Origin of the sequence: Schaalia odontolytica, assembly GCF_002847525.1 — a bacterium.
Classification (GTDB): domain Bacteria; phylum Actinomycetota; class Actinomycetes; order Actinomycetales; family Actinomycetaceae; genus Pauljensenia; species Pauljensenia odontolytica_B.
The window spans coordinates 21,494-44,382 of record NZ_PKKM01000008.1; the positions used below are offsets into that span (position 1 = coordinate 21,494).

Sequence of the window (22,889 nt, forward strand, 5' to 3'; positions counted from 1 at the left end):
GCAGGCGCACAGTCACGGAGTTTCCGACGACGCCGAGGGCCTGGTCGGAGAGCTTCAGATTCGCGGAGATCACCTGACGCGACGACGAGGCCGTAAACAGTTCCGTCTCCATCGTCGCGTTATCGCCGACGCGGGCTTTGAGTGCTCCGATGCGCAGGTCTTCGGGGGCGAAGAGGACGGTGCCCAGCGGCAACGTACCGTTCTGGGTTAGGGTGAGGGCCTTCTGCCACTTCTTGATGGCCGCAATCGTGTTCCAGTCGAAGTGGGCGTTGGGGGTGGCCTCGAAGTAGCCAAGCTCGGACAGCGCGGTCTCCAGCTGGGTGACGTCCTCGCCGTCGCTCATGCCCTCCTCGAACGCGCGCCAGGCGGGGGTTGCGCCGTGGAGCAGGTAGGTGTTGTTGCCGGCGACCGTGTACACGTGCGATCCCTGGGTGAGGGACGTGCCGGGCGTGGGCAGGGCGGTGACGACGCCTTCGAAGGCGCTCTTGAGGGTGTAGGAGTCGGCGTAGTGGAGGGTTCCCTGGACGGTGGTCTCCCCCACCAGGTCGCCCTTCGTGACGGTCGCCGTCGCACCGTCAAAGGACTGGGGAGCTTGGGCTTCTGCGTCGGTACCGGAGCATGCCGACAGGGTCAGCGCCCCGATCGCGAGGATCGCAAGCGCAGCCGCGGGGCGTGGGGTTTGCGGACGCTTCACTTGGCGGCCCCCGCCTGCTGGAAGCACTTGTTGAGCACGTCCTCGGGGATGTCCTTGACGCTGATGCCTTCGCCGGCCTGCGGGTCCTTGACGTCGTATCCGGCCTCACGCAGGCACTGGGCTGCCTTGACCATGGTTTCACGTGCCGCCGGGTCGTTCGCGATGTTGTCGTCACCGGCAATTCCTGGCATCTTCGCCATGCACTCGTTGATCGCGGCGTCGAAGGCAGGGTTGTGGTCGTTGAGCTGATCGGGCGTCAGGCCGGTGTCGGGCACATCGAAGCCCTTCTCGCGCATGCACTGGGCGAAGAGGAGGTTGGCATCGCCTTCAGCCGCCGAGGCCGGGCTCTTCGAGCTGGACGGAGACGAGGCGGACGAGCTGGACGATCCGGTCGATCCGCATGCGCTGAGGGCCGCTGCCAGGGTGATGGCGATGACGGCAAGGGCGCGCGTCTGTGCGCGATTCTTCATCGAAAACTCCTTGAGGACTGCTTATCGGCAATGGTTCGCACTGCCTGTATAGATTACAGTCCACAACCCTGAAAGCTACCTGAAAACTATCGGGGAGCCTGCGCAGAATTTCATCAGACAACCCTGAGAGTTCACGAGGACGGGGCTCGACACTCCCCCAGCGCGCAGTTTAGAGGCACGAACCCTCGTCGTACTCGGCCTTAATGTCCTCGTGGTGGCGGATGACCTCGCGGACCATGAAACCCAGGAACTTCTCGGCAAAATCGGGGTCGAGGCCGGAGGAAGCCGCCAGGGTACGCAGGCGCTCGACCTGGCGAGCCTCGCGATCCGGGTCGGCGGGAGGCAGGTCGAGGCGGGCCTTGATGTGCCCGACGCGCTGGGTGCATCGGAAACGCTCAGCGAGGATGTGCACGAGGGCAGCGTCGATGTTGTCGATCGTTGCGCGAGCCTCCGCCAGCTCGGCGGGAATGCCGCTCACACCCCGGTCCGCCGAAGCGGCCACCGAGGCCTCGTCACGATGTGCCATTGTTCCCCCCTAAGGTCTCAACTGACCTCAGTGTAGCGGGCGGACTCAGGCGCTGCGCTTGCCTTCCGAGGAGCGTTCCGGGTAGAGCTCGGCGGGGCCGACGCCCTCGACGAGGTCGCGGGTGATGACCACGCGGGCAACGTCGTCGCGACTGGGCAGATCGAACATAAGGTCCGACAGGGTCTGCTCCATGATCGAGGACAGGCCACGGGCGCCCGTCTTGCGCTCGTTGGCGCGCGCAGCGATCGCCAGCAGCGCCTCGTGCGTGAACTCCAGGTCCATGTTGTCCAGCTCGAAGAGGTGCTGGTACTGGCGCACGAGCGAGTTCGACGGCTCGGTGAGGACTCGAACGAGGTCCTCCTCCGTCAGCTCCTTCGTGGAGGTCAGGATGGGCAGGCGGCCGATGAACTCGGGGATCATGCCGAACTTGTGGAGGTCCTCGGCGGACACGGCCTCGTAGAGGTCGCCCATCTCGGAGGTGCTCTTCAGCTCGGAGCCGAAGCCCGTGGAGCGGCGGCCCAGGCGGGCCTTCACGATGTCCTCGATGCCCGCGAAAGCACCGGCGGCGACGAACAGGATGCCGGAGGTGTCGATCTCCAGGAACTGCTGGTGGGGGTGCTTGCGTCCACCCGTGGGAGGCACGGACGCGACCGTGCCCTCGATGATCTTGAGCAGGGCCTGCTGCACGCCCTCACCCGACACGTCGCGGGTGATGGAGGCGTTCTCAGCCTTGCGGCCGATCTTGTCGATCTCGTCGACGTAGATGATGCCCTTTTCGGCCTTCTTAATATCGCCGTCGGCCTCCTGGATGAGGCGCAGGAGGATGTTCTCCACGTCCTCGCCCACGTAGCCGGCCTCGGTCAGAGCAGTCGCGTCCACGATCGCGAAGGGCACGTCGAGGAGACGGGCGAGGCAGCGCGCCAGGTGGGTCTTGCCCGTGCCCGTGGGGCCGAGCAGGAGGATGTTGGACTTGGTACCCAGCATGTCCTCAGCGTTGCCGGCCTCGCGAGAGCGCACGCGCTTGTAGTGGTTGTACACGGCCACCGACAGGGCGCGCTTAGCACGGTCCTGGCCGATCACCCACGTGTTCAAGAATTCGTTGATTTCACGCGGCTTTGGCAGCGGCGTCGTCGACGAGGAGGGCTGCTGTGAACCGAGTTCCTCTTCGATGATCTCGTTGCACAGCTCAATGCACTCGTCGCAGATATACGCGCCGGAGCCACCGATGAGCTTACGCACCTGCTTCTGGCTCTTCCCACAGAAAGAGCACTTGAGCAGTTCCGCGCCATCAGTCAGACGAGCCACGAGACCTCCAAGGTGTTGAACGTTTTGCCGTTCGGTCGGATGCGCTTTCGCACTTACTAGCAAACAACGTAGTGCACGCGGGCCAGTTTTCCGCGTAGCCACGCCTATTGTTATGAAAAGTTCACCCTCAGCCGACAATTGTCAACGCGACAACCGCCTGACCGGTCACATAAACAACGAGGCCGCGGCACCCACCGCACGCACACGCGCGGGGAGGCCACGGCCTCGTCAGTGACGAAAAGACGTCACAGAGCCTTGCGAGACTCCAGCACCTGGTCGATCAGGCCATACTCGGCGGCCTGCGGGGCGGTGAGGATCTTGTCGCGCTCGATGTCGCGGCGCACCTGCTCCACCGGCTTGCCCGAGTGCTTCGAGATGGTGTCCTCGAGCCACGCGCGCATGCGGTCGATCTCGTCGGCGACGATCTGAATGTCCGAGGCCTGTCCCTGCATGCCCTCCATCGCCGGCTGGTGGATGAGGACGCGGGCGTTGGGCAGCGCCAGACGCTTGCCGGGCGAACCTGCGGCCAGCAGCACGGCGGCAGCCGAGGCGGCCTGGCCCAGGCACACCGTCTGAATCTGCGGCTTGATGTACTGCATCGTGTCGTAGATGGCGGTCAGCGCCGTGAAGGAGCCGCCGGGCGAGTTGATGTACATAGTGATCAGCGAATCGGGATCCTGTGACTCCAGGACCAGCAGCTGAGCCATGACGTCGTCCGCGCTGGCGTCGTCCACCTGCACGCCCAGGAACACGATGCGGTCCTCGAACAGCTTCGTGTAGGGGTTCTGACGGCGGAAACCGTAGGCCGTGCGCTCCTCGAAGTCGGGCAGCACGTAGCGGGCCTGGGGCATCTGGCGGGCGACCGCCTCAAAGTAGGGCTGGGTGCTCATCAGTTCTCTCCTCGCGTTCCGATCTCCTGCGGGGTGTCGATCACGCGGTCGACGAAGCCGTACTCGAGGGCTTCCTGCGCCGTGAACCAGTGGTCGCGATCGCCGTCGGCCTCCACCTGCTCGACGGTCTTGCCCGTGCGGGACGCGGTGATGGCAGCGAGTTCCTTCTTCATGCCCAGGATCAGGTCCGCGTTAATGCGGATCTCCGTCGCGGAGCCGCCGGCTCCACCCAGGGGCTGGTGCAGCAGCACGCGGGTGTGGGGCGTGATGTAGCGCTTGCCGGGGGCGCCCGCGGTGAGCAGGAACTGGCCCATCGACGCGGCCAGGCCCATGCCGACCGTCACGACATCCGGCTTGATGTACTGCATCGTGTCGTAGATGGCCATGCCGGCCGTCACCGAGCCGCCAGGCGAGTTGATGTACAGGTAGATGTCGCGGTCTGGATCCTCGGCCGCGAGCAGCAGCAGCTGCGCGCAGATCGCGTTCGCATTGTCATCGCGAACCTCGCCGCCCAGCCAAATAATGCGCTCCTTGAGCAGGCGCTGGTAGACCGAGTCGCCCAGTCCCAGCTGCGAGCCTTCGCCGGCAGCCCCGGTATTGTGCACGCTCACGCGTACCTCCTCGTCTGTTCGCGGGCCCAGTCGGCCCCATTGCTGTCAACCGTACCCGCTGTGCGCCCGCTCGTGCGCGCGCCGGGCCGTCGTTTCGCTGTCGGCACATGCGCCAGACAGATGCACTGAGGGGGTGAGGCTCGCGCCCCACCCCCTCAGCCAAGAGTTAGTCACTCGTCAGCGGGCTCACCCGCCGCGGTTCACTCCTGCTCGTCGGCAACCTCGGTGATGATCTCCGCGCCCTCTTCGGTGGCGGGATCGGTGCCGAAGAACTTGCTCAGGTCGACGTCGGCGCCGTTGGTGTCCTTGACGGTGACGACCTTCAGGGCCTCGATGAGGGCCTTGGAGCGACCCAGGTCGGCCACGACGTTGGCCATCTGCTGGGAGGAGGAGAACAGCTGGTTGATGTCGATGCCGAAGTTCTGCGACATCTGGATCGCGTAGTCGATCAGCTCCTGCTGGGAGACCTGCACGTCGAACTTCTTGCCCAGGGCCTCGGAGAGCAGCTCGGTGCGGATTTCCTTCTCGACGGCCTCGCGGGCTTCCTTCTTGGCCTTGGGCTTGGCGTCCTCGCCGACGCGGTGCTCGACCTGGTGGTCGACCGCGGACTCGGGCAGGACGATCTCGACCTTGTCCAGGAGGAGGTCGATGAGGGCGTCGCGCGCGGCGAGGGCCTGCTGGGACTCCTTGGACTGGGCGGCCTGCTTCTTCAGGTCTTCCTTGAGCTCGTCGATGGTGTCGAACTCGGAGACCATCTGAGCGAAGTCGTCGTCAGCCTTGGGCAGCTCGCGGGTCTTCATAGCCTTGATGGTGATAGTCACCTCGGCCTCTTCGCCCTCGTGCTCGCCACCCTTCAGCTTGGAGGTGAAGGTGACCTCTTCGCCGGCCTTGGTGCCGCGCAGGGCGGTGTCCTGGCCGTCGAGCATGGAGCCGGAGCCGATCTCGTAGGAGACGTCGGAGGCGGAGTCAACCTGCTTGCCGTCGATGGTGGCGACCAGGTCGATGGTCGCGAAGTCGCCGGTCTTGGCCTTGCGGTTGATGGTCTTGAGGGTGGCGAAGCGGCCGCGCAGGTCCTCGAGTTCCTTCTCGACGTCCTCTTCGGTGACCTCGGTGGGCTCGACCTCGACGACGAGCTTCTCGTCGATCTCGGGCAGCTCGAAGTCGGGGACGACGTCAACCTCGGCGGTGAAGACGAGCTGGCCACCCTGCGCGCCAGTCACGTTGGGGATCTCGGTGACGTCGACGGTGGGCTGGGCCAGGGGACGCAGGTCATTCTCGCTGACGGCGTCGGAGTAGTGGCCGGGCAGGACCTGGTTGACGACCTGCTCGATGACGGCGGCGCGGCCGAAGCGCTGGTCGATGATGCGCGGAGGCACGTGGCCCTTACGGAAGCCGGGGATGTTGACCTGTCCGGCGATCTCCTTGTACGCCTTGTCCATTTCGGACTTCAGTTCCTCGTAGGGAACCTCAACGGTCAGACGAACCTTGGTGGGCTCGAGGGTTTCAACGGTGCTCTTCACGTGCGTACGCTCCGTAGTCTACAAATCGGGGGAACGCCCATTTCGGGCGCATAACAACTCGCTTAGTGTACGCCACGACCCCGCTGATGTCCTCATTCGCGGGCAGTAAGTGGGCATATCCACCCCTCTACGGGCGCTTCGAGTGCGCAACGCCACACGGGTGCACTCCGCTCCCCCTCTGGGACGAGGCCGGAGCCGCCCACGCTGCCGGGTGCACTCAGGGGGCGAGGTAGTGGGAGCGCCCTCGCACGACGGCTGCCAGGCGGGCGCGGGGCACGTCGGCGACGAGGCGCACGGCGGCGGTGATCTCGCGGTGAATGGCTCGGGCTTCGGCGTCATCTGTCGCGGTAAAGCGCGCGGTGACGCGAGGCTGGCCGGAGGCGATGGCGATGTCCCAGGATTCGAGCCGGGTGACGGAGCGGGACGCGGCCTCGACTTCTTCGGGGGCCCGTCCGGGTGCCAGAGTCGTGACCGTCATGATGGTGCGATAGGACGGCATGGACTCCCCCGGGTTTGTATGAAAAAACCGCGGCGCTATGGCCGCGGTTGGTCGGGGTGACAGGATTTGAACCTGCGACCCTCTGCTCCCAAAGCAGATGCGCTACCAAGCTGCGCTACACCCCGTTGGACTGGTGTCCGGTGCCCCATCATACGGGAGGCGCGTGTAAATGTCGCGCACGTGGACAATACCCGCTAGGATCTTCGTGTCCCCTTCGGGGGTACGCGGATGTAGCTCAATGGTAGAGCCTCTGCCTTCCAAGCAGATCACGCGGGTTCGATTCCCGTCATCCGCTCCAGAACTGGGAAAGCCCCGGGCCACTCGGCCCGGGGCTTTCCTGTTAGTCGCTCACGCTCACGCAATCTCGGGGAACGTGGAGGTGTCGATGACGTAGCGGTAGCGCACGTGGGAGGCGACGATGTTGTCGTAGGCCTGCGTGATCTCCTCGCCGGTGATCATCTCGACCTGCGGGATGACGCCGTGCGCGGCGCAGAAGTCGAGCATCTCCTGGGTTTCAGCGATGCCGCCGATCTGGGAGCCCGCAAAGGACTTGCCGCCGTTGACGAAGGCGCGCAGGGGCAGAGAGACGGGCTCGGTGGGCAGACCCACGTCGACGAAGACGCCGTAGGGGCGCAGGGCGGCCATGTAGCCGGCGTAGTCGAGGCCGTCGGCGGACACGGTACACAGGATGAGGTCGAAGGAGCCGCGCAGGGACTCGAGCACGCCCTCCTCGCTGGTGGCGTAGAAGTGGTCGGCACCGAAGCGGCGGGCGTCGGCTTCCTTGGAGCGGCCGTGGGAGATGACGGAGACGTCCGCGCCCATGGCCTTGGCGATCTGCACGCCCACGTGTCCGAGGCCGCCCATGCCGAGGATGGCGACGCGCGAGCCGGGGCCAACGTTGTAGTGCTTGAGCGGCGAGTAGGTGGTGATGCCGGCGCACAGGAGGGGCGCGCAGGCGGAGAAGTCGAGGGATTCCGGCACGTGCAGCGCGAAGTCCTCGCGCACCGTGAAGCCGCGCGAGTAGCCGCCGGTCGTCGGGTTGCCCTCGGCGTCGGCGCGGTAGGTCCACAGGGTGCCGGGCGTCGAGGTGCACCACTGCTCGTAGTCGGATTCGCACATCTCGCACGTGCCGCAGGAACCCACCATGCAGCCCACGCCCACGCGGTCGCCCACCTTGAACTTGGTGACGCCGGGGCCGACCTTAGAGACGGTGCCGACGAACTCGTGGCCGGGCACGAGCGGGTAGGACACGGGGCCCCACTCGCCACGGGCGGCGTGGATGTCGGAGTGGCAGATGCCCGCGTAGGCGACGTCGAAGTAGATCTCCCCCTCGCCTGGTTCGCGAATGTCGATCTGCAGGGGGCGGAACTGGGTGGTGGCATCGTCGCAGCCGTATGCGATCACGCTGGGCATGAGAACTCCTTTGTCCGGTCAATTGGGCTGCTACAAGCATACTCCAGAAACAAAAACCCCGGCGCATAAGCGCCGGGGCGGTGGGGTGGCTGACGGGACTCGAACCCGCGACGTCCTGGACCACAACCAGGTGCTCTACCAACTGAACTACAGCCACCATCGCGTCGCCGTGAAGGCAACGGGTAGAGCTTAGCACTACCCACCCGAGCTTGGAAAATCGAGCACTACCCTCACGGCGGTGGCGTGCGTCACCAGTGGGCGCGAGCGGAGATGGCGTCGGCGAAGTTGCCGAGCGCGCCGGGGGTGGCGCCCAGGTAGAGGTCGGCGTCCACGAGGGAGACCTCCATGACCAGGAAGGAGCCCTTGCCGTCGGGGACCAGGTCCACGCGGTTGAAGAGGAACTGCTCGTCGTGGCCCAGGCGCGAGCGGACGTAGCCGTGCAGGACGCGGCGGATCTCCTCGCCCCATTTCCACGCGACGGAGTCGGCGGCCTCGGCGGTCACCACGGCCTCGTGGACGGCAGCATCACTGACCGACGCGGGGTGCAGGGCGGAGCGCTTCTCGACGGCGTGGGACACCAGGCCATTGAAGAAGACGAGCGAGATCTCGCCGTGCAGGTCGATCTCCTCGACGTAGCGCTGGATCATGACCGAGCGGCCCTCGCCCAGCAGGCCCTGGACCTGGCGCATGGCGGCCTGGCGCTGGCGGGTGTCGACGGTCGTGTAGCGACCGATGTCGCGCACGCCAGAGGACACGGCGGGCTTGACGACGAACTCGCCGAAGGCCGGAAAGCGCGTGTGGATCTGATGCTTGGACAGGTTCTGCTCGGGCTCCAGCCAGTTCGTGGGAATCGTGGGCATACCCAGGGCCGCCAGTTCCTTGAGGTAATGCTTATCCGTATTCCAGTTCAGCACGTCCGCAGAGTTCTGCACACGACGCAGCTGCTTCGTCCACTCCAGGAACGCCTGGCGGTCGCTCGCGTAGTCGGACACAGAGCGCACGACGACCATCCCGGCCTCGGACCAGTCGACGTCGGGGTCGTTCCATACCTTGATCTGGGGGTCGCACCCGCGCGCCGCCAGCTCGTCGAGCAGACCTTCCTCGCCTTTGAAGAGGTTGGGCATGGACTTGCAGGTCACCAGGGTGACTTTGGGATGGGCCGTCATAGTTATCTTTCTATCGTGGGAATTAGTTGATTAACGAGGCATTGGCTGGGTTCTCAGCGCAGGCCGAGCGGGCGCTGAGCGGCCTCGGTCAGCAGTTCGGTCAGCAGCTCCGGGTAGGACAGGCCTGCGGCGGCCCACATCTGCGGGTACATCGAGATGGGCGTGAAACCGGGCATCGTGTTCACTTCGTTGATGATGACGGTGTCGCTGGCCTCGTCGAGGAAGAAGTCGACGCGCGCCAGGCCCTCGCACTCGAGGGCGTCGAAGGCACGCCACGCGGTCTCGCGGATGCGATCGGCGTATTCGGGGGCGACGTCGGCCGGGCAGGACAGGCCGACCACGTCGTCCACGTACTTGTGCTCGTAGTCGTAGAACTCGCCCTCGGGGACGACGATCTCGCCCAGGGGCGCGGTGCCGCTGCGCCAGTCGGAGCGCGAGCCGAGGACGCCGCACTCGACCTCGCGGCCGGAGATGGAGGCCTCGACGATGATGCGCGGGTCGTGGTTCGCGGCCTCCTTGATGGCCACGGGCAGTTCCTCGCGGCAGGTGACGCGCGAGATACCGACCGAGGAACCTGCGCGGCAGGGCTTGACGAAGACGGGGAAGCCGAGGCGCTCGATGCGGTCCATGCAGGCGGTGGCGTCGGCGTCCCACTGGCGGGCGGTGACCAGCTCCCACTGGCCCACGTCGATGCCGGCGGCGGCCAGGACGGTCTTGGTGAGGTGCTTGTCCATGGACACGGCCGAGGAGGTGACGCCGCAGCCCACGTAGCGCACGCCGGCCATCTCGAAGAGCCCCTGGATGGTGCCGTCCTCGCCGTAGGGGCCGTGCAGGAGCGGGAACACGATGTCCACGTGACCCAGGTCCTCCACGCCAATGACCCGTGAGTCCGGGGCATCCGGGTCGCCCTCGTAGGTGAGCTCGACGAGGTTGCCCTCGCCAGGGGTGAGCGCGACACGGGTCGATCCGGCGGTGACGGACTGGCCCTTCCCATCCTTGAATTCCAACGCCGACGGGTCATCGGCGACGCGCACCCACTGGCCGTCGCGCGTGATACCCAGCGGGATCACGTCCCACTTGGTGCGGTCGATAGCGGTCAGGATACCGGCGGCCGTCGAGCACGAGATCTCATGCTCGGAGGAGCGTCCACCGAAGACGATGAGGACGCGAGGACGAGAAATTGCGGTCATGGGTCCAAGACTACCGCGCGGGAGGCTTTTCACGCCCACGTGCGCGGCGTTTAGACCAGCTCGATCTTCCAGCCGTCCATCTTCTGCGGGCGTGCGAGCAGCATGCGACCCATGTCCTCGATGCTGGCGCGTCCCTCGACGACCTCGACGACGGCGCCCGTAATCGGCATGTCGACGCCGACGGAGGCCGCGACCTGGAGGATCGGCGAGGCCGAGGCGACGCCCTCGACGACGCCCGGGGACAGGGCCAGGGCCTCGGCCAGTCCCATGCCGGAGCCCAGGCGGTGGCCGAGGGAGAAGTTGCGCGACAGGCGCGAGGAGCAGGTGGCCACGAGGTCGCCGATGCCGGACAGTCCCGCGAAGGTTGCGGGGTCGGCGCCGAGCGCGGTGCCCAGGCGCGTCATTTCCGCCAGGCCGCGGGTGATGAGGGTCGAGCGCGTGTTGATGCCCAGGCCCATGCCCTCGGCGGCGCCGATCGCGACCGCGATGACGTTCTTGGTGGCGCCCGCCATCTCCGTGCCCACGACGTCGGTGGACACGTAGGGGCGGAAGTAGGAATTGTGGCAGGCCTTCGCGATCTCCTTGGCCAGCTCCACGTCGGTTGCAGCCACGACCGTGGCCGTGGGCTGGCGCTCCGCGATCTCGCGCGAGAGGTTCGGGCCGGACAGGACGGCGATACGGCTACTCGGCACGCCCGAGGCCTCGGCGATGATCTCGTCGACGCGCTTGAGGGAGCCGAGCTCCAGGCCCTTGGCCAGGGACAGCAGGGCGACGTCGGGGGCGAAGGACTCGCGCGCGGCGCTCAGGGTGGCACGCACGGCCTTCACGGGCACGGCCACGACGACGAGCTCGCGGCCGGCGACGGCCTCGGCAATGTCCGTGGTCGCGCTGATGCGCTCCGACAGGGCGATCCCCGGAAGGTAGGTGGGGTTCTCTCCCCCATTGATGAACGCAATCGTGTCGGCGTTACGCCCCCACATCGTCACGCTCACGCCCGCGTCGGCGAGCACCTGCGCGAACGTCGTTCCCCACGCGCCCGTTCCCAGGACCGCTGCTGTTGTCATACTCATCGAGACCTCCCTGTCGAGGCCATTCTACTAGGATCGAAACAACCGACCCGCACCAGGAGGAACTGTGTCTCACCGTCGAGCCCTCGCCGCGAGCGCGGCCGCTTCCCTACTCGTGTTGGGTGCGTGCGCGCCCGGAGCCCCAACGGACACGCCTCAGTCAGCCGCGGCCTCGCCGAGCTCCTCCTCCCCCACGGCGTCTCCGACCGCGAGCGCGGCGCCGGAGGCCACTCCGACGTCCGAGCCCGGTCTGGACGCAACCAAGCCGATCAACGCCGACAACTGGATGTCGAGCGTGGAGGGGTTACCTCCGGTGCGCTCGGATGACCCGGCGAAGGCCCTGGCACTGACGGGAATTCGCGCGGCGACGCACGACGGTTTCACGCGGGTCGTGCTCGAGTTTTCGGGCGAGGGTACGCCGGGGGTGTGGCGTGCGGCCTGGACGGATGAGGCCGTGGAACAGGGCCGTGGCCTGCCCATCCAGGTCGACGGCGAGGCGGTCCTGGATCTGGTCATCGACGGCACGCCGATGACGGCGACCGAGACTCCCTACCCGGGCGGGACTCACACGCGTGCGGGTGACCTGGACGTCGTCTCGGACGGCACCTTCGAGGACAACACGCACGTCGTCATCGGGTCGCCGACCTCGCGCCAATTCCAGATCGGATTCTTGTCCAACCCGGTGCGCATGGTGATCGATATCCGCGATTAACCCTTCTTGCGGGCCTTCTTCGCCTTCTTGGCCTTCTTCGCGAGCTCTTCTTCCCACCAGGGGCCGGCCTGCGTGGTGGGGTCCCACACCTGCTCGGGGACGGGCAGTCCGCGCAGCTTGCCCACGCCCGCGCGCACGGCGTCGCTAATGCGCTTGGTCGCCTCGTTAACAGCCTCGTGATCCTCCGACCCTGCGGGGCTCATGAGGTCTGACAGGTCGACGGGCTCGCCGAAGTGGTAGGCGACGGGACGCCCCGGGCGCATGTCAATGCCCTTGGCGTTGTAGGGAGCCATGATGTCCTGCGGTCCCCACTGCGAGACGGGAATGACGGGCACGCCCGTGTCAAGGGCCAGGCGGGCGGCACCCGACTTGAATTCCATCGGCCACTGGTCGGGGTCACGCGTGAGAGTGCCCTCCGGGAAGATGCCGACAACCTCGCCGGCTTTCAGGGCCTCGCGGGTGGGTGCAAGGACGGCCGAGGGGTTGGAGTCGCGGTTGACGGGGATCAGCCCCATGCCCTTGATGATCCAGCCGAACACCGGCACGGAGAACATCGACTTCTTCGCCAGGAAGCGCACGGCGGTGTCGCGCTTCATGAAGTACCAGCACAGGCACAGCGGGTCCACGTTGGACAGGTGGTTGGGCACCAGGAGAAAGCCACCCTCGGCGGGCAGGTTCTCTTCGCCCGTCACGGTGAACTTGATCCAGGGCGTCATGATGGGCGTCAGCACGCCCTTCGCGAAGGTGTAAAAGCCGGAGACAGCACTCATGGCTTCATTCTACGGGGACCGCTCCGTCGGCGCGCTGGCCCACACGGACCTCACACCAGGACAGACACGACCCCGGGGGCGACATCGACGGTGAAGGGGATCGAGGCGATGCGGTCACCATCCGCCATGGCGATCATGCCGGCGGGGGCAGCGAAGGAAACGACGCGGGCGCTCTCCACCTCAATGGCCGGGTGTGCCTTCGCGCGTCCGGCGACGACGCGGGCAAGCACCGGCAGGGCGCGAGACAGCGACAGGGGGCCGACGTGGCACACCTCGAGGACGCCGTCACTCATGTCGGAGGATTCCACCAGGGTGATGCCGCCGCCGAAACGTCCGGAGTTGGACACCGAGGCGATCCACCCGCTCATGTTGCGCTCGACCCCGTCCACGGTCGCCACAATCTCGGTGGGTTCGTGCGAGGCCAGGGCCGCGAAGGCGCCATACCCGTAGGCCAGCGGACCCGAGGTGAGAGAGGATTCGTTCGCGAGAATGTTCGCTCGTGCGTCCAGGCCGATCGAGACGATGCCGAGAGCCAGTCGCACGCCCTCGCGCGAACGCACCCACATGCCGTCCAAGGGACGCACCCGGGAGGCCAGCCAGTCCGAGGAGTCCGCCCCGGCCTCGTCGGAAGAAAAGCCCAGCGGAGCCAGGGAACGCGCGCGCACCAGCGGGTCCGTGCCGATCCCCAGCGCGCGACACAGGTCGTTGCCGCGACCGCCCGGCATGGGAACGAAGATCGCGTCGGACTCGTGACACCCGCGCGCCACGGCGCCCAGGTACCCGTCCCCGCCCAGGGCCGCGACGAAGGATCCGGACGCGACCTCGCCGGCAATCGCCGCAGGGTCGTCGCCGGGCGTCGTCAGGCGAACCGCGACCTCCCAACCGCCGCCGCGCAGGATGCGCACGATGCGCGGCCCCAGACGCACGCTGCGCCCGCCCGCCGACATCGACGAGACGAGCAACAAAATGCTGCGGCGCACGCCCGATGCGGCCATGATCTCAGGCGTCCAGGTAGCGCACGCGAGCATCCAGCTGGTGGAGCTTGCGCGTGAAGTGCTCGTAGCCGCGCGAAATCACGTCGATACCCGACACGGTGGACGTGCCCGACGCCGCGAGAGCCGCAATCAGGTGGGAGAAACCGCCGCGCAGGTCCGGAACCTCGATATCCGCGCTGTGCAGCGGGGTCGGGCCCGAGATGACCGCCGAGTGGTAGTAGTTCTTCTGACCAAAGCGGCAGGGCGTCCCACCCAGGCACTCGCGGTAGACCTGGATGTTCGCGCCCATCTTGCGCAGTGCCTCGGTGAAGCCGAAACGGTTCTCGTACACGGTCTCGTGCACGATCGACAGGCCCTCGGCCTGGGTGAGTGCCACGACGAGGGGCTGCTGCCAGTCCGTCATGAAGCCCGGGTGCACGGCCGTCTCCAGGGCGATCGAGTGCAGCGGCTCGCCCGGGTGGTAGAAACGGATGCCGTCGGCGTCGATATCGAAGGCACCGCCCACCTTGCGGAAGGTGTTGAGGAACGTCGTCATGTCGGGCTGATGAGCGCCGCGCACGTAGATGTCGCCGCGGGTAGCCAGGGCTGCCGCGGCCCACGAGGCCGCCTCGATGCGGTCCGGCAGAGCCGTGTGGCGGTAGCCGCTGAGCTTGGCGACGCCCTCGATGCGGATCGTACGATCCGTGTCCACCGAGATGATCGCACCCATCTTCTGCAGGACGTTGATGAGGTCGAGGATCTCCGGCTCGATTGCCGCGCCCTTCAGGGTCGTGATGCCCTCGTTACGCACGGCCGTGAGCAGCGTCTGCTCGGTCGCGCCCACGGACGGGAAAGGCAGCTCGATGATCGCGCCGTGCAGGCCGGAGGCGGGGCGCTTGATGTGCACGCCGTCGGGCTGCTTGTCGACGATCGCGCCGAACTTGCGCAGCGTCTCCAGGTGGAAGTCGATGGGACGCCCACCGATCGCGCAGCCGCCCAGCTCAGGAATAAAAGCCTCGCCCAGCTGGTGCAGCAGCGGGCCGCAGAACAGGATCGGGATGCGCGAGGCGCCCGCGAGCGTATCGATGTCAGAGCGCGAGGCAATCTTGACGTTGGAGGGATCCATGCGCAGCGTGCCGCGATCCTGATCGAAATCGATCTGGACGCCGTGCAGGCTCAGCAGGTCCGAGACCACGTCCGTGTCGCGGATGAGCGGCACGTTATAGAGCTCGGAGGGGGTGTCCGCAAGCAGCGACGCAACCATCGCTTTGGGGACGAAGTTTTTCGCTCCGCGCACCGTGATTTCACCGCGCAGCGGATGGCCGCCCTCAACCTGAAGGATCGATGACATGAGTGCTCCTCACTATGACGTAACTGGCCCCTACTCTAGCTAGGTAGGGGCCAGTATGCGCAGTGCTTTCAGTCGCGAGCGGACACAACTTCTTCCTTGGGCAAGAATTTCGCCGGGAGCGTGCGCGGCTTGAAGGACGGGCGCGCGGCCTCGTAAGCCGCGATCTCGTCCTCATGACGCAGAGTCAGGGCGATGTCGTCCAGGCCCTCCATGAGGGTCCAGCGCACGTAGTCGTCAATCTGGAAGGTGCCCGAGATCGCACCGGCGCGCCACGTCTTGTCCTCGAGGGAGACGGTGATCTCGGTGCCAGGCTCGGCCTCGAGGAGCTTCCACAGAGACTCGCAGTCCTCCTGGGAGATGATGCCGGTGACCAGGCCCTGCTTGCCGGAGTTTCCGCGGAAAATATCGGCGAACTTGGGGGCCAGGACGACGCGGAAGCCGTAGTCCTTGAGCGCCCACACGGCATGCTCACGCGAGGAACCGGTGCCGAAGTCGGGGCCCGCGATCAGGACGGAGCCGTTCTTGTACGCGTCCTGGTTGAGGACGAACTCCGGGTCGCCACGCCAGGCGGCGAAGAGGGCGTCCTCGAAGCCCGTGCGGGTCACGCGCTTGAGGTAGACGGCGGGGATGATCTGGTCGGTGTCGACGTTGGAGCGGCGCAGCGGGACGCCGATGCCGGTGTGGGTGATGAACTTTTCCATGGGTGGTTGAGTCTTTTCTTCCGTGGGGGACGAGGCCGGGGCCCTCCCCCGCTGTCGGGTGGCGGTGGGCGGGCCTCAGAGGTCGGCCGGGGAGGACAGGGTGCCGCGCACGGCGGTGGCGGCCGCGACCAGCGGGGACACCAGGTGCGTGCGGCTGCCCTTGCCCTGGCGGCCTTCGAAGTTGCGGTTGGAGGTGGAGGCCGAACGGTCTCCCGCGTTCATCGTGTCGGGGTTCATGCCCAGGCACATGGAGCAACCGGCGTTACGCCATTCGGCGCCAAAGTCGGTGAAAATCTTGTCGAGGCCCTCGGCCTCGGCCTGGAGGCGCACGCGGGCGGAGCCGGGCACGACCATGACGCGCACGCCCTCGGCCTTGCGGCGGCCCTTGAAGATGCCGGCTGCGGCGCGCAGGTCTTCGATGCGGCCGTTGGTGCAGCTGCCGATGAAGACGGTGTTCACGGCGATGTCGCGCATCGGGGTGCCGGCCTTGAGGTCCATGTACTCCAGGGCGCGCTCAGCGGCCGCGCGGGCAGTCTCGTCGGTGAAGTCCTCGGGGGCGGGGACGCTCGCGGACAGCGGCACGCCCTGGCCCGGGTTGGTGCCCCAGGTGACGAAGGGCTCGATGTCGGCGGCCTCGAGGATGACCTCGGCGTCGAAGACGGCGTCCTCGTCGGAGGCCAGCGAGGACCAGTATTCGACGGCGCGATCCCAGTCCTCGCCCTCAGGGGCGTGGGGGCGGCCCTTGATGTAGTCGAAGGTCGTCTGATCGGGCGCGATCATGCCGGCACGGGCACCGGCCTCGATCGACATGTTGCAAATCGTCATGCGGCCCTCCATGGAGAGCTCGCGGATGGCCTGGCCGCGGTACTCCAGGACGTAGCCCTGGCCGCCGCCGGTACCAATCTTGGCGATGACGGCGAGGATGATGTCCTTGGCCGTCGACCCCTCGGGAAGGGAACCGTTGACGGTGATCGCCATGGTCTTGAAGGGGGCCATCGGCAGCGTCTGGGTGGCGAGCACGTGCTCGACCTGGCTGGTGCCAATGCCGAAGGCCAGCGCGCCGAACGCGCCGTGGGTGGAGGTGTGGGAGTCACCGCACACGATCGTCATGCCGGGCTGGGTGAGGCCCAGCTGGGGGCCAACCACGTGGACGATGCCCTGGTCGGCGTCGCCCAGGGAGTGCAGGCGCACGCCGAACTCCTCGGCGTTCTTGCGCAGGGTGTCAATCTGGGTGCGGCTGGTGATGTCCGCGATCGGCTGGTCGATGTTGACCGTGGGCGTGTTGTGGTCCTCGGTCGCGATCGTCAGGTCGGGGCGACGCACCTGGCGTCCGGCGAGGCGCAGGCCCTCGAATGCCTGGGGGCTCGTCACCTCGTGCACGAGGTGGAGGTCGATGTAGAGCAGGTCGGGGGCGCCGTTTTCCCCCTTGGACACGATGTGGTCGCGCCACACCTTTTCTGCCATCGTTCCGCTCATTGTTCCTCCTCTGATCCCCACTTTGGAGACACGGTGTCATTCATGCTTCGCCATCAATGGAACCGCCTTATCCGCCATGCGACCCGCTGATCTCACGTCTCGGACGCCGCTTTGACCTGTTTCACTATCCGACAATTTGCCATCTCAAAAGCTGAGATATTAAATAGTTGTATGGAAGAGCAAACATCCAGTGGCGTTGGCGTTCTCGATAAGGCTGCGTTGGTTCTCAGCGCTCTCGAGGCGGGACCCGCCACCCTCGCCCAACTCGTTTCCAGCACGGGGCTTGCTCGCCCCACCGCCCATCGACTGGCCGTCGCTCTCGAATATCACCGCATGGTCGCCCGCGACATGCAGGGACGTTTTATCCTCGGCCCCCGCCTCCAGGAACTCTCCTCCGCCGCCGGCGAAGACCGCCTCCTCCAGGCCTCCATGCCGGTCCTCCAGGCTCTTCGCGACCACACGAAGGAATCCTCCCAGCTCTTCCGCCGCCAGGGCGACTACCGCGTGTGCGTGGCCGCCTCCGAACGCGAGATGGGCCTGCGCGACTCGATCCCCGTGGGCGCCACGCTCTCCATGAGCGCCGGCTCCGCCGCCCAGGTCCTGCTGGCCTGGGAGGAGCCCGACCGCCTGCACCGCGGCCTGTACGGCGCCTCCTTCAACGCCACCATGCTCTCCGAGGTGCGCCGCCGTGGCTGGGCACAGTCCGTGGGTGAGCGCGAGCCGGGCGTCGCCTCCGTGTCCGCCCCCGTGCGCGGCCCCTCTGGCCGCGTCCTGGCCGCCCTGTCCATCTCCGGCCCCATCGAGCGCATGGGTCGCCAGCCCGGACGCCAGCACGGCCCCTCCGTCATGGCGGCCGCCAACAGGCTCACGGAGTTCCTCTCCACCGTCGAGGACGCCGCCGACCTGTAAGGCGCGACCTGAGACAAGATAAACGGGTGGGCCGGGACGATTGAATCGTCCCGGCCCACCCGTTTGCGCAGCGATCCGCTAGGCGACCCAGCGGCCCGAACCATCAAAGGTGTAGGCGGTGCCGCCGATAACGACACGTCCAGTCGCCATGGCACCCGACGGGTGGCAGAAGTACCAGCTGCCGCCGTCCTTCACCCATCCGATTGCCATCTGGCCGGATTCCGTGAGGTAGTACCACTGACCACCCACGACGGCCCAGCCGGTGGCCATCGAGCCATCGCTGTTCAGGTAGAACCAGGCGCCGCCCAGGTTCACCCAGCCACTCGCCATCGCACCACTGGCGTTCAGGTAGTACCAGGTGTCGCCGTCCTTCAGCCAGCCGGTGGCCATGGCTCCGGTGTCGGGATCCAGGTAGTACCAGGTGCCGCCGACGGCGGTCCAGCCGGTCGCCATCGCGCCGGACGGGGCGTAGTAGCGCCACGCGCCGTCCTCGACCTGCCAGCCGGTCTTCATCCAACCATTCGCATCGAAGGAGTACGTGACACCGTCACGGACAACACGCTCGTTGGCCGGGTAGGTCCCATCCGGGTAGCGAAGCCACCAACGACCATCACCCGAGGCAACCCACTGCGCGGCAGCCGGATCCGGCTCCGGGGTGACGGTGGGATCAATGCGATCGCCCGCGGCCTGCGTGAAGACGGCGACCGTGCGAGCGGGAACCGTGACGGAGCCCGTCTTCGCGTCGAAGGACGCGCCCTTGACGGTCTCATCCGAGCCGTTCGCCTGGGCCTCGTGCAGCTTGAAGACGCGACCCGACAGGCCCTCGACCGCGGTGGTCACGGACTCCCCCGTCGCGTTGAAGACGACGAGAGCACCGTCGAGCTTCGCGTCGATGTCATTCCCGGCCCCAGCCTCGTCGTTGATGAGCATGACGATCGTGCCGTCCACGGCGCCCTCACCCGAGTTGGGGAAGGTCACCTTGGAGCGGACCAGATCCGCGCTGCCCAGCGTGAACAGGCGCGAGGAGGAACGCACGCGCAGGAAGTCCATCGCGATTTCCGAGGAGGTGTCGATCTGCTCCGGGGTCGGCTTCAGATCGGGGTTCTCCAGCAGCGGGCGCATGTGATCCCAGGCCGCGCCATTCTTCGACTTCACCGGCAGGCCACGGCCAAAACCGTTGTCGCGCATCGACCAGTCGATCGCGTTGAAGTGATCTCCGGAGTTGTAGGAGTCGCGGTCCAGGGACTTCGAGCGCAGCATCTCCGTGCCCGAGGCCCAGAAGGAAGGCGACTGCGACAGGGCCACGGAGGCCTGGCTGATCAGCGACATGCGCACGCGGTGATCCATTGGAGCATCCGCCGGCATCTTGTAGGTGACCAGGTCGAAGAGCGTCTCGTTGTCGTGGGCATCTACGTAGTTGACGTTCTCGGCGGGCTGGGAGGCGAACCCGGCGCCCTGGCCGTTGTAGTCCAGCTGCGCGCCCGACACGGTCTTACCGTCGTAGGTGGTGAGCGTGTAGTCCTTCAGGTTGCCCGCCAGGCCCAGCTTCACGAGGTCCACACGGTGCAGATAATCGGCGCGACGATCCGCCTCGGAGCGGGTATCAAGACCGTTGAAGTCCGAGAACGCACCCGAGCCAAAGCCCTGCAGCACGCGGTGGTCCTCGTCGAAGGGGCCGCCACCGTGCACGGCGTCGCGCAGGCGGTCATTGAACGCACCAATGCCGGTGCCATCCAGCTGTCCCTGCGTGGCCTGGGTGAACAGCGCGTTGTTCGCGACCTCACCGAAGTTCCAGCCCTCGCCGTAGATGTACAGGCGCGAGCCGTCCACGCCGTCCTTCTCCAGGGTGAGGGAGGACAGGGCCGCCTTCGCGCGCTTCATCTCCTCAGCCGGGTGGTGGCCCATGAGGTCGAAGCGGAAACCGTCGACGTGGTAGTACTTCGCCCAGTGGATCATCGAGTCGATCATGAGGTGCTCGCTCATCGCGTTTTCCGTCGCGACGTTGGAGCAGCAGGTCGAGGTCTCGACACCGCCGGTGGCGTTCAGGCGCTGGTAGTAGCCGGGCACGACGCGGTCAAGCACGGAGTGGGCGGACTGACCCGCCGCGGGCGTGTGGTTGTAGACCTGGTCGAGGACGACCTGCATGCCGATCGAGTGCAGACCACCCACCATGGAGCGGAATTCACGCACACGCCCACCGCCGTTCTGCTGAGACGAGGTCGCATAGGAGCCCTCGGGGGCCATCCAGTGCAGCGGGTCGTAGCCCCAGTTGTAGGCGTCCTGGTCGGCCACGGCCGCAACCGCCGCCTGCTGCTCCTCGGACGCCGGGCCGGCATTCTCGGGGATCGCGGGCGTCTTCTGGTCTGCGCGCTTCTCGGGGATGGTCGCGATGTCGAAAGTGGGCAGCAGGTGCACCGTGTTCATGCCGGCGCGCGACAGCTCGGCCAGGTGGCGCATGCCGTTGGACTGGAACTGCGTGAAGGCCATGTAGGTGCCGCGCATGTCCTCGGGCACCGACGTGTCTGCGGCGGAGAAGTCGCGCACGTGCAGCTCGTAGATGGAGCGCTGGGCGTCATCTGCGATGACGGGGGCCTTCGAGTCCGTCCACAGCGAGGGGGCGATCGACGGATTGTCCATGTTGACAGCCACGGAGCGCGTGGAGTCAACGGTCAGGGCCACCGAGTAGGGGTCGGTGACGAGGTTCGTCTCAACCTTGCCCGTCTCAGGCACGTAGACGCTGACCTCCCACAGGTACTGGGCGCCCTCGTGGATGTCGCCGGCGGCGTTGTCCACGCTCCAGCGACCGTCCTCGCCGCGCACGGCGGCGGTACGCAGGCCGTCCCCCTGCACGTCGGCGTCGGAGCCGCGCGGGGTCGAAGTGTTCCACGACAGCAGGGTCACGTTCTTAGCGGTCGGCGCCCACAGCGCGAACGTCGGGTTACCCGCCTCGTTCCAGCCCACGCCGTACGAGGCCTGGGTGGCCTTCGCCGCGTAGAGCGAGTCGAGGACGGGTGCGATCTGCACGCCGGTGAAGGCGTTGATGCTCTCCCCCGACTTCTGGGCGACCGCGATCTGGCCGGTGAGGGCCTCGCGGGCTCCGGCCTCGTCGAGGGAGGCCTTCAGGGCGATGTATCCGTTGAGGTTCGGGTGGGCCGCGGTCACCTCGGCGGGCAGGTCGCCCGCGACGGTCAGGGCGCTCGTCGAAGCGCCGGTGACGGCGCCATCCGCCAGGCCGGCGCCGCCCTCGGGGGCGGTCACCAGCTCATAGGAGAGCTTCGCGGAACCGTCGAGAACCTGCGCGCGAGTCACACCCTCGGGCAGCAGCGAGGTCGGCCACGCGAGAATGTTCGAGGTCACCCAGTAGGCGCGCTGCTCGCCAGCGCCCGCGACCGGGGCGTCAGCGCTCGCGATGTTGACCTTGTGCGTCTGAGAATCGTAGGTGAAGGTCACGAGCTTGTTCGCTTTCGTCGCAAACTGGTAGTTGGCACCGCCGATGGCGCCATCTTGCCCGTAATTCTCGTTGTCGGACCCGCCGATGGCAACCTTGAACTCGTAGTTGCCCTCAGGCAGCGCGGTGGTGGCGTAGGTGTAGGTCCCGTCCCCCACCGGCTCCATGAGGGGTGCCAGGCATGCGGGCTTCCAGTTATCAGTGCAGCCCAAGGACTTCTGGAAGGAACCCGGCAGCGTCACCATCTGGTCGGTCGCGGTGTTCCACACGCGGTGCGTCGCGCGGTTGTAGAAGAAGGTGACGGACGTCGTTTCGCTCAGGGTGTAGGAGATGTTTGCCCCTCCCGCAGCGCCCCCGGCACCAAACGACGTGTCCCACGAGCCGCCCTCGGCGACCTTGTACTGGTAGTCGCCGGCCGGCAGCGTGAACGTGGCGCTGTACACGCCCGTCGCGTCGCGCGTGAGCGCAGCCTTATCGCAGCCGGGCGCCCAGTCGGCGTCGCATCCCATCGCCATGTTGTGGTTACCGGGGATTGTCACCAGCACGTCGGCGGCGGCGCCGGCAGCTCCCGCGTCGGCAGCAGTCGCATCGTTACCCAGGTTTGACGTTCCTGTCTCGGGCGCGGCCCACGCGGCTGGAAGTACACCTCCCATCAGCGCGATAGCAGCGCCAACGCCCAGCGTTCGGCGCAGCATTGTCCTATTGAGTCGGTATGTCACGACAGACTCCCTCGTCCAAAAGCGGTCCCCTCCCATGGGGGCTGCTCCTAGGTTAGACACACTGCAACGGTTCCGAAACTTTTCTGCAAAGCACAAGCGAAAACGCGGACCGAGTGGTTAACAAAAAACCTCGCCACCGCTCAGGTGACGAGGTCATTGGTACCCCCAACCGGATTTGAACCGGTGTTAACGCCGTGAGAGGGCGTCGTCCTAGGCCGCTAGACGATGGGGGCCTTGATTCACTTATGAATCCGTACCCCCAACCGGATTTGAACCGGTGTTAACGCCGTGAGAGGGCGTCGTCCTAGGCCGCTAGACGATGGGGGCCTTGCTGAAACTTACGCTTCAGACCGCTGGGGTACCAGGACTCGAACCTAGAATGGCTGAACCAGAATCAGCTGTGTTGCCAATTACACCATACCCCATTGGGTATCACCTGCTTCGCTTTCACGTCGCTGGCGACAGGAGATAACTGTAG

The 22,889-nt window shown here is 66.5% G+C and carries 20 protein-coding genes and 6 tRNA genes; 3 read left to right on the top strand and 23 right to left on the bottom strand.

Annotation, left to right across the window (positions count from 1 at the left end):
- From CYJ22_RS06445 to CYJ22_RS06485, 9 genes are all read right to left on the bottom strand, one after another.
- Positions 1 to 694 (bottom strand): peptidoglycan-binding domain-containing protein (locus CYJ22_RS06445; protein WP_165782131.1); only part of this gene is annotated, 694 nt, incomplete at its 3' end.
- Entirely contained in the window at positions 691 to 1,164 is a 474-nt protein-coding gene (locus CYJ22_RS06450; protein ID WP_101601967.1) for a hypothetical protein, read from the bottom strand. The genes CYJ22_RS06450 and CYJ22_RS06445, both read right to left, overlap by 4 nt.
- 169 nt (positions 1,165 to 1,333) lie before the next feature.
- Complete coding sequence (locus tag CYJ22_RS06455; protein ID WP_101601969.1) at positions 1,334 to 1,690, bottom strand: chorismate mutase; 357 nt, start codon at positions 1,688 to 1,690, stop codon at positions 1,334 to 1,336.
- A gap of 45 nt (positions 1,691 to 1,735) precedes the next feature.
- A complete protein-coding gene (clpX, locus tag CYJ22_RS06460; RefSeq protein WP_101601972.1) occupies positions 1,736 to 2,995 on the bottom strand; it encodes an ATP-dependent Clp protease ATP-binding subunit ClpX in 1,260 nt (419 codons plus the stop codon).
- Positions 2,996 to 3,240: 245 nt separating this feature from the next.
- Positions 3,241 to 3,885 carry an ATP-dependent Clp protease proteolytic subunit gene (locus CYJ22_RS06465; protein ID WP_003794993.1) on the bottom strand — a complete coding sequence of 215 codons (645 nt, stop codon included), beginning with the start codon at positions 3,883 to 3,885 and terminating at the stop codon, positions 3,241 to 3,243.
- Positions 3,885 to 4,496, bottom strand: coding sequence for an ATP-dependent Clp protease proteolytic subunit (locus CYJ22_RS06470; RefSeq protein ID WP_007590095.1), 612 nt, complete (start codon positions 4,494 to 4,496; stop codon positions 3,885 to 3,887). Before CYJ22_RS06470 ends, CYJ22_RS06465 begins: the two co-directional genes overlap by 1 nt.
- A gap of 200 nt (positions 4,497 to 4,696) precedes the next feature.
- Positions 4,697 to 6,016 (bottom strand): trigger factor, encoded by a 1,320-nt coding sequence (tig, locus tag CYJ22_RS06475; protein WP_101601974.1) that lies wholly within the window; start codon positions 6,014 to 6,016, stop codon positions 4,697 to 4,699.
- Between the two features lie 217 nt (positions 6,017 to 6,233).
- Positions 6,234 to 6,515: an FMN-dependent dehydrogenase gene (locus tag CYJ22_RS06480; RefSeq protein WP_101601978.1), complete on the bottom strand. Its 282-nt coding sequence runs from the start codon at positions 6,513 to 6,515 to the stop codon at positions 6,234 to 6,236.
- 48 nt (positions 6,516 to 6,563) lie between these two features.
- Positions 6,564 to 6,640, bottom strand: a tRNA-Pro gene (locus CYJ22_RS06485).
- A 99-nt stretch (positions 6,641 to 6,739) separates the two neighbouring features.
- Here CYJ22_RS06485 and CYJ22_RS06490 point away from each other — a divergent pair.
- A tRNA-Gly gene (locus CYJ22_RS06490) sits at positions 6,740 to 6,813 on the top strand.
- A gap of 56 nt (positions 6,814 to 6,869) precedes the next feature.
- Here the strand turns inward: CYJ22_RS06490 and CYJ22_RS06495 are convergent.
- From CYJ22_RS06495 to CYJ22_RS06515, 5 genes are all read right to left on the bottom strand, one after another.
- Positions 6,870 to 7,928: an NAD(P)-dependent alcohol dehydrogenase gene (locus tag CYJ22_RS06495; RefSeq protein ID WP_101601980.1), complete on the bottom strand. Its 1,059-nt coding sequence runs from the start codon at positions 7,926 to 7,928 to the stop codon at positions 6,870 to 6,872.
- Between the two features lie 81 nt (positions 7,929 to 8,009).
- Positions 8,010 to 8,085, bottom strand: a tRNA-His gene (locus tag CYJ22_RS06500).
- A 91-nt stretch (positions 8,086 to 8,176) separates the two neighbouring features.
- Entirely contained in the window at positions 8,177 to 9,094 is a 918-nt protein-coding gene (locus tag CYJ22_RS06505; protein ID WP_101601983.1) for an ATP-grasp domain-containing protein, read from the bottom strand.
- A gap of 53 nt (positions 9,095 to 9,147) precedes the next feature.
- Positions 9,148 to 10,284: a D-alanine--D-alanine ligase family protein gene (locus CYJ22_RS06510; protein ID WP_101601985.1), complete on the bottom strand. Its 1,137-nt coding sequence runs from the start codon at positions 10,282 to 10,284 to the stop codon at positions 9,148 to 9,150.
- 50 nt (positions 10,285 to 10,334) lie between these two features.
- Positions 10,335 to 11,354, bottom strand: a complete 1,020-nt coding sequence (locus tag CYJ22_RS06515) for an NAD(P)H-dependent glycerol-3-phosphate dehydrogenase (RefSeq protein WP_101601987.1) — start codon at positions 11,352 to 11,354, stop codon at positions 10,335 to 10,337.
- Positions 11,355 to 11,418: 64 nt separating this feature from the next.
- Here CYJ22_RS06515 and CYJ22_RS06520 point away from each other — a divergent pair, with 64 nt between their 5' ends.
- A complete protein-coding gene (locus tag CYJ22_RS06520; protein WP_243390469.1) occupies positions 11,419 to 12,063 on the top strand; it encodes an AMIN-like domain-containing (lipo)protein in 645 nt (214 codons plus the stop codon).
- Here CYJ22_RS06520 and CYJ22_RS06525 read toward each other — a convergent pair.
- The 5 genes from CYJ22_RS06525 to leuC all read right to left on the bottom strand — a co-directional run bounded on the left by CYJ22_RS06525 (position 12,060) and on the right by leuC (position 17,335).
- Positions 12,060 to 12,833 (bottom strand): lysophospholipid acyltransferase family protein, encoded by a 774-nt coding sequence (locus CYJ22_RS06525; RefSeq protein ID WP_101601989.1) that lies wholly within the window; start codon positions 12,831 to 12,833, stop codon positions 12,060 to 12,062. The genes CYJ22_RS06520 and CYJ22_RS06525 overlap by 4 nt on opposite strands.
- 50 nt (positions 12,834 to 12,883) lie before the next feature.
- Positions 12,884 to 13,828, bottom strand: a complete 945-nt coding sequence (locus CYJ22_RS06530) for a diacylglycerol/lipid kinase family protein (RefSeq protein WP_007590124.1) — start codon at positions 13,826 to 13,828, stop codon at positions 12,884 to 12,886.
- A gap of 4 nt (positions 13,829 to 13,832) precedes the next feature.
- Positions 13,833 to 15,158, bottom strand: a complete 1,326-nt coding sequence (gene murA, locus CYJ22_RS06535; protein ID WP_101601991.1) for a UDP-N-acetylglucosamine 1-carboxyvinyltransferase — start codon at positions 15,156 to 15,158, stop codon at positions 13,833 to 13,835.
- Positions 15,159 to 15,226: 68 nt separating this feature from the next.
- Positions 15,227 to 15,859 carry a 3-isopropylmalate dehydratase small subunit gene (leuD, locus tag CYJ22_RS06540; RefSeq protein ID WP_007590116.1) on the bottom strand — a complete coding sequence of 211 codons (633 nt, stop codon included), beginning with the start codon at positions 15,857 to 15,859 and terminating at the stop codon, positions 15,227 to 15,229.
- 75 nt (positions 15,860 to 15,934) lie between these two features.
- The gene (gene leuC / locus CYJ22_RS06545) at positions 15,935 to 17,335 is read right to left on the bottom strand and encodes a 3-isopropylmalate dehydratase large subunit (protein WP_034497144.1); all 1,401 of its coding nucleotides are present in this window, start codon (positions 17,333 to 17,335) and stop codon (positions 15,935 to 15,937) included.
- A 171-nt stretch (positions 17,336 to 17,506) separates the two neighbouring features.
- Between leuC and CYJ22_RS06550 the strand changes: the two genes are divergently transcribed.
- Positions 17,507 to 18,244: an IclR family transcriptional regulator gene (locus CYJ22_RS06550; RefSeq protein WP_003793025.1), complete on the top strand. Its 738-nt coding sequence runs from the start codon at positions 17,507 to 17,509 to the stop codon at positions 18,242 to 18,244.
- A gap of 78 nt (positions 18,245 to 18,322) precedes the next feature.
- On the opposite strand, the gene pulA is transcribed toward CYJ22_RS06550, so the two are convergent.
- The 4 genes from pulA to CYJ22_RS06570 all read right to left on the bottom strand — a co-directional run bounded on the left by pulA (position 18,323) and on the right by CYJ22_RS06570 (position 22,836).
- The gene (pulA, locus tag CYJ22_RS06555) at positions 18,323 to 22,447 is read right to left on the bottom strand and encodes a pullulanase-type alpha-1,6-glucosidase (RefSeq protein WP_207760519.1); all 4,125 of its coding nucleotides are present in this window, start codon (positions 22,445 to 22,447) and stop codon (positions 18,323 to 18,325) included.
- A 121-nt stretch (positions 22,448 to 22,568) separates the two neighbouring features.
- Positions 22,569 to 22,644 (bottom strand) — tRNA-Glu (locus CYJ22_RS06560).
- Positions 22,645 to 22,665: 21 nt separating this feature from the next.
- A tRNA-Glu gene (locus CYJ22_RS06565) sits at positions 22,666 to 22,738 on the bottom strand.
- Positions 22,739 to 22,764: 26 nt separating this feature from the next.
- A tRNA-Gln gene (locus CYJ22_RS06570) sits at positions 22,765 to 22,836 on the bottom strand.
- Between the last annotated feature and the right edge of the window lie 53 nt (positions 22,837 to 22,889).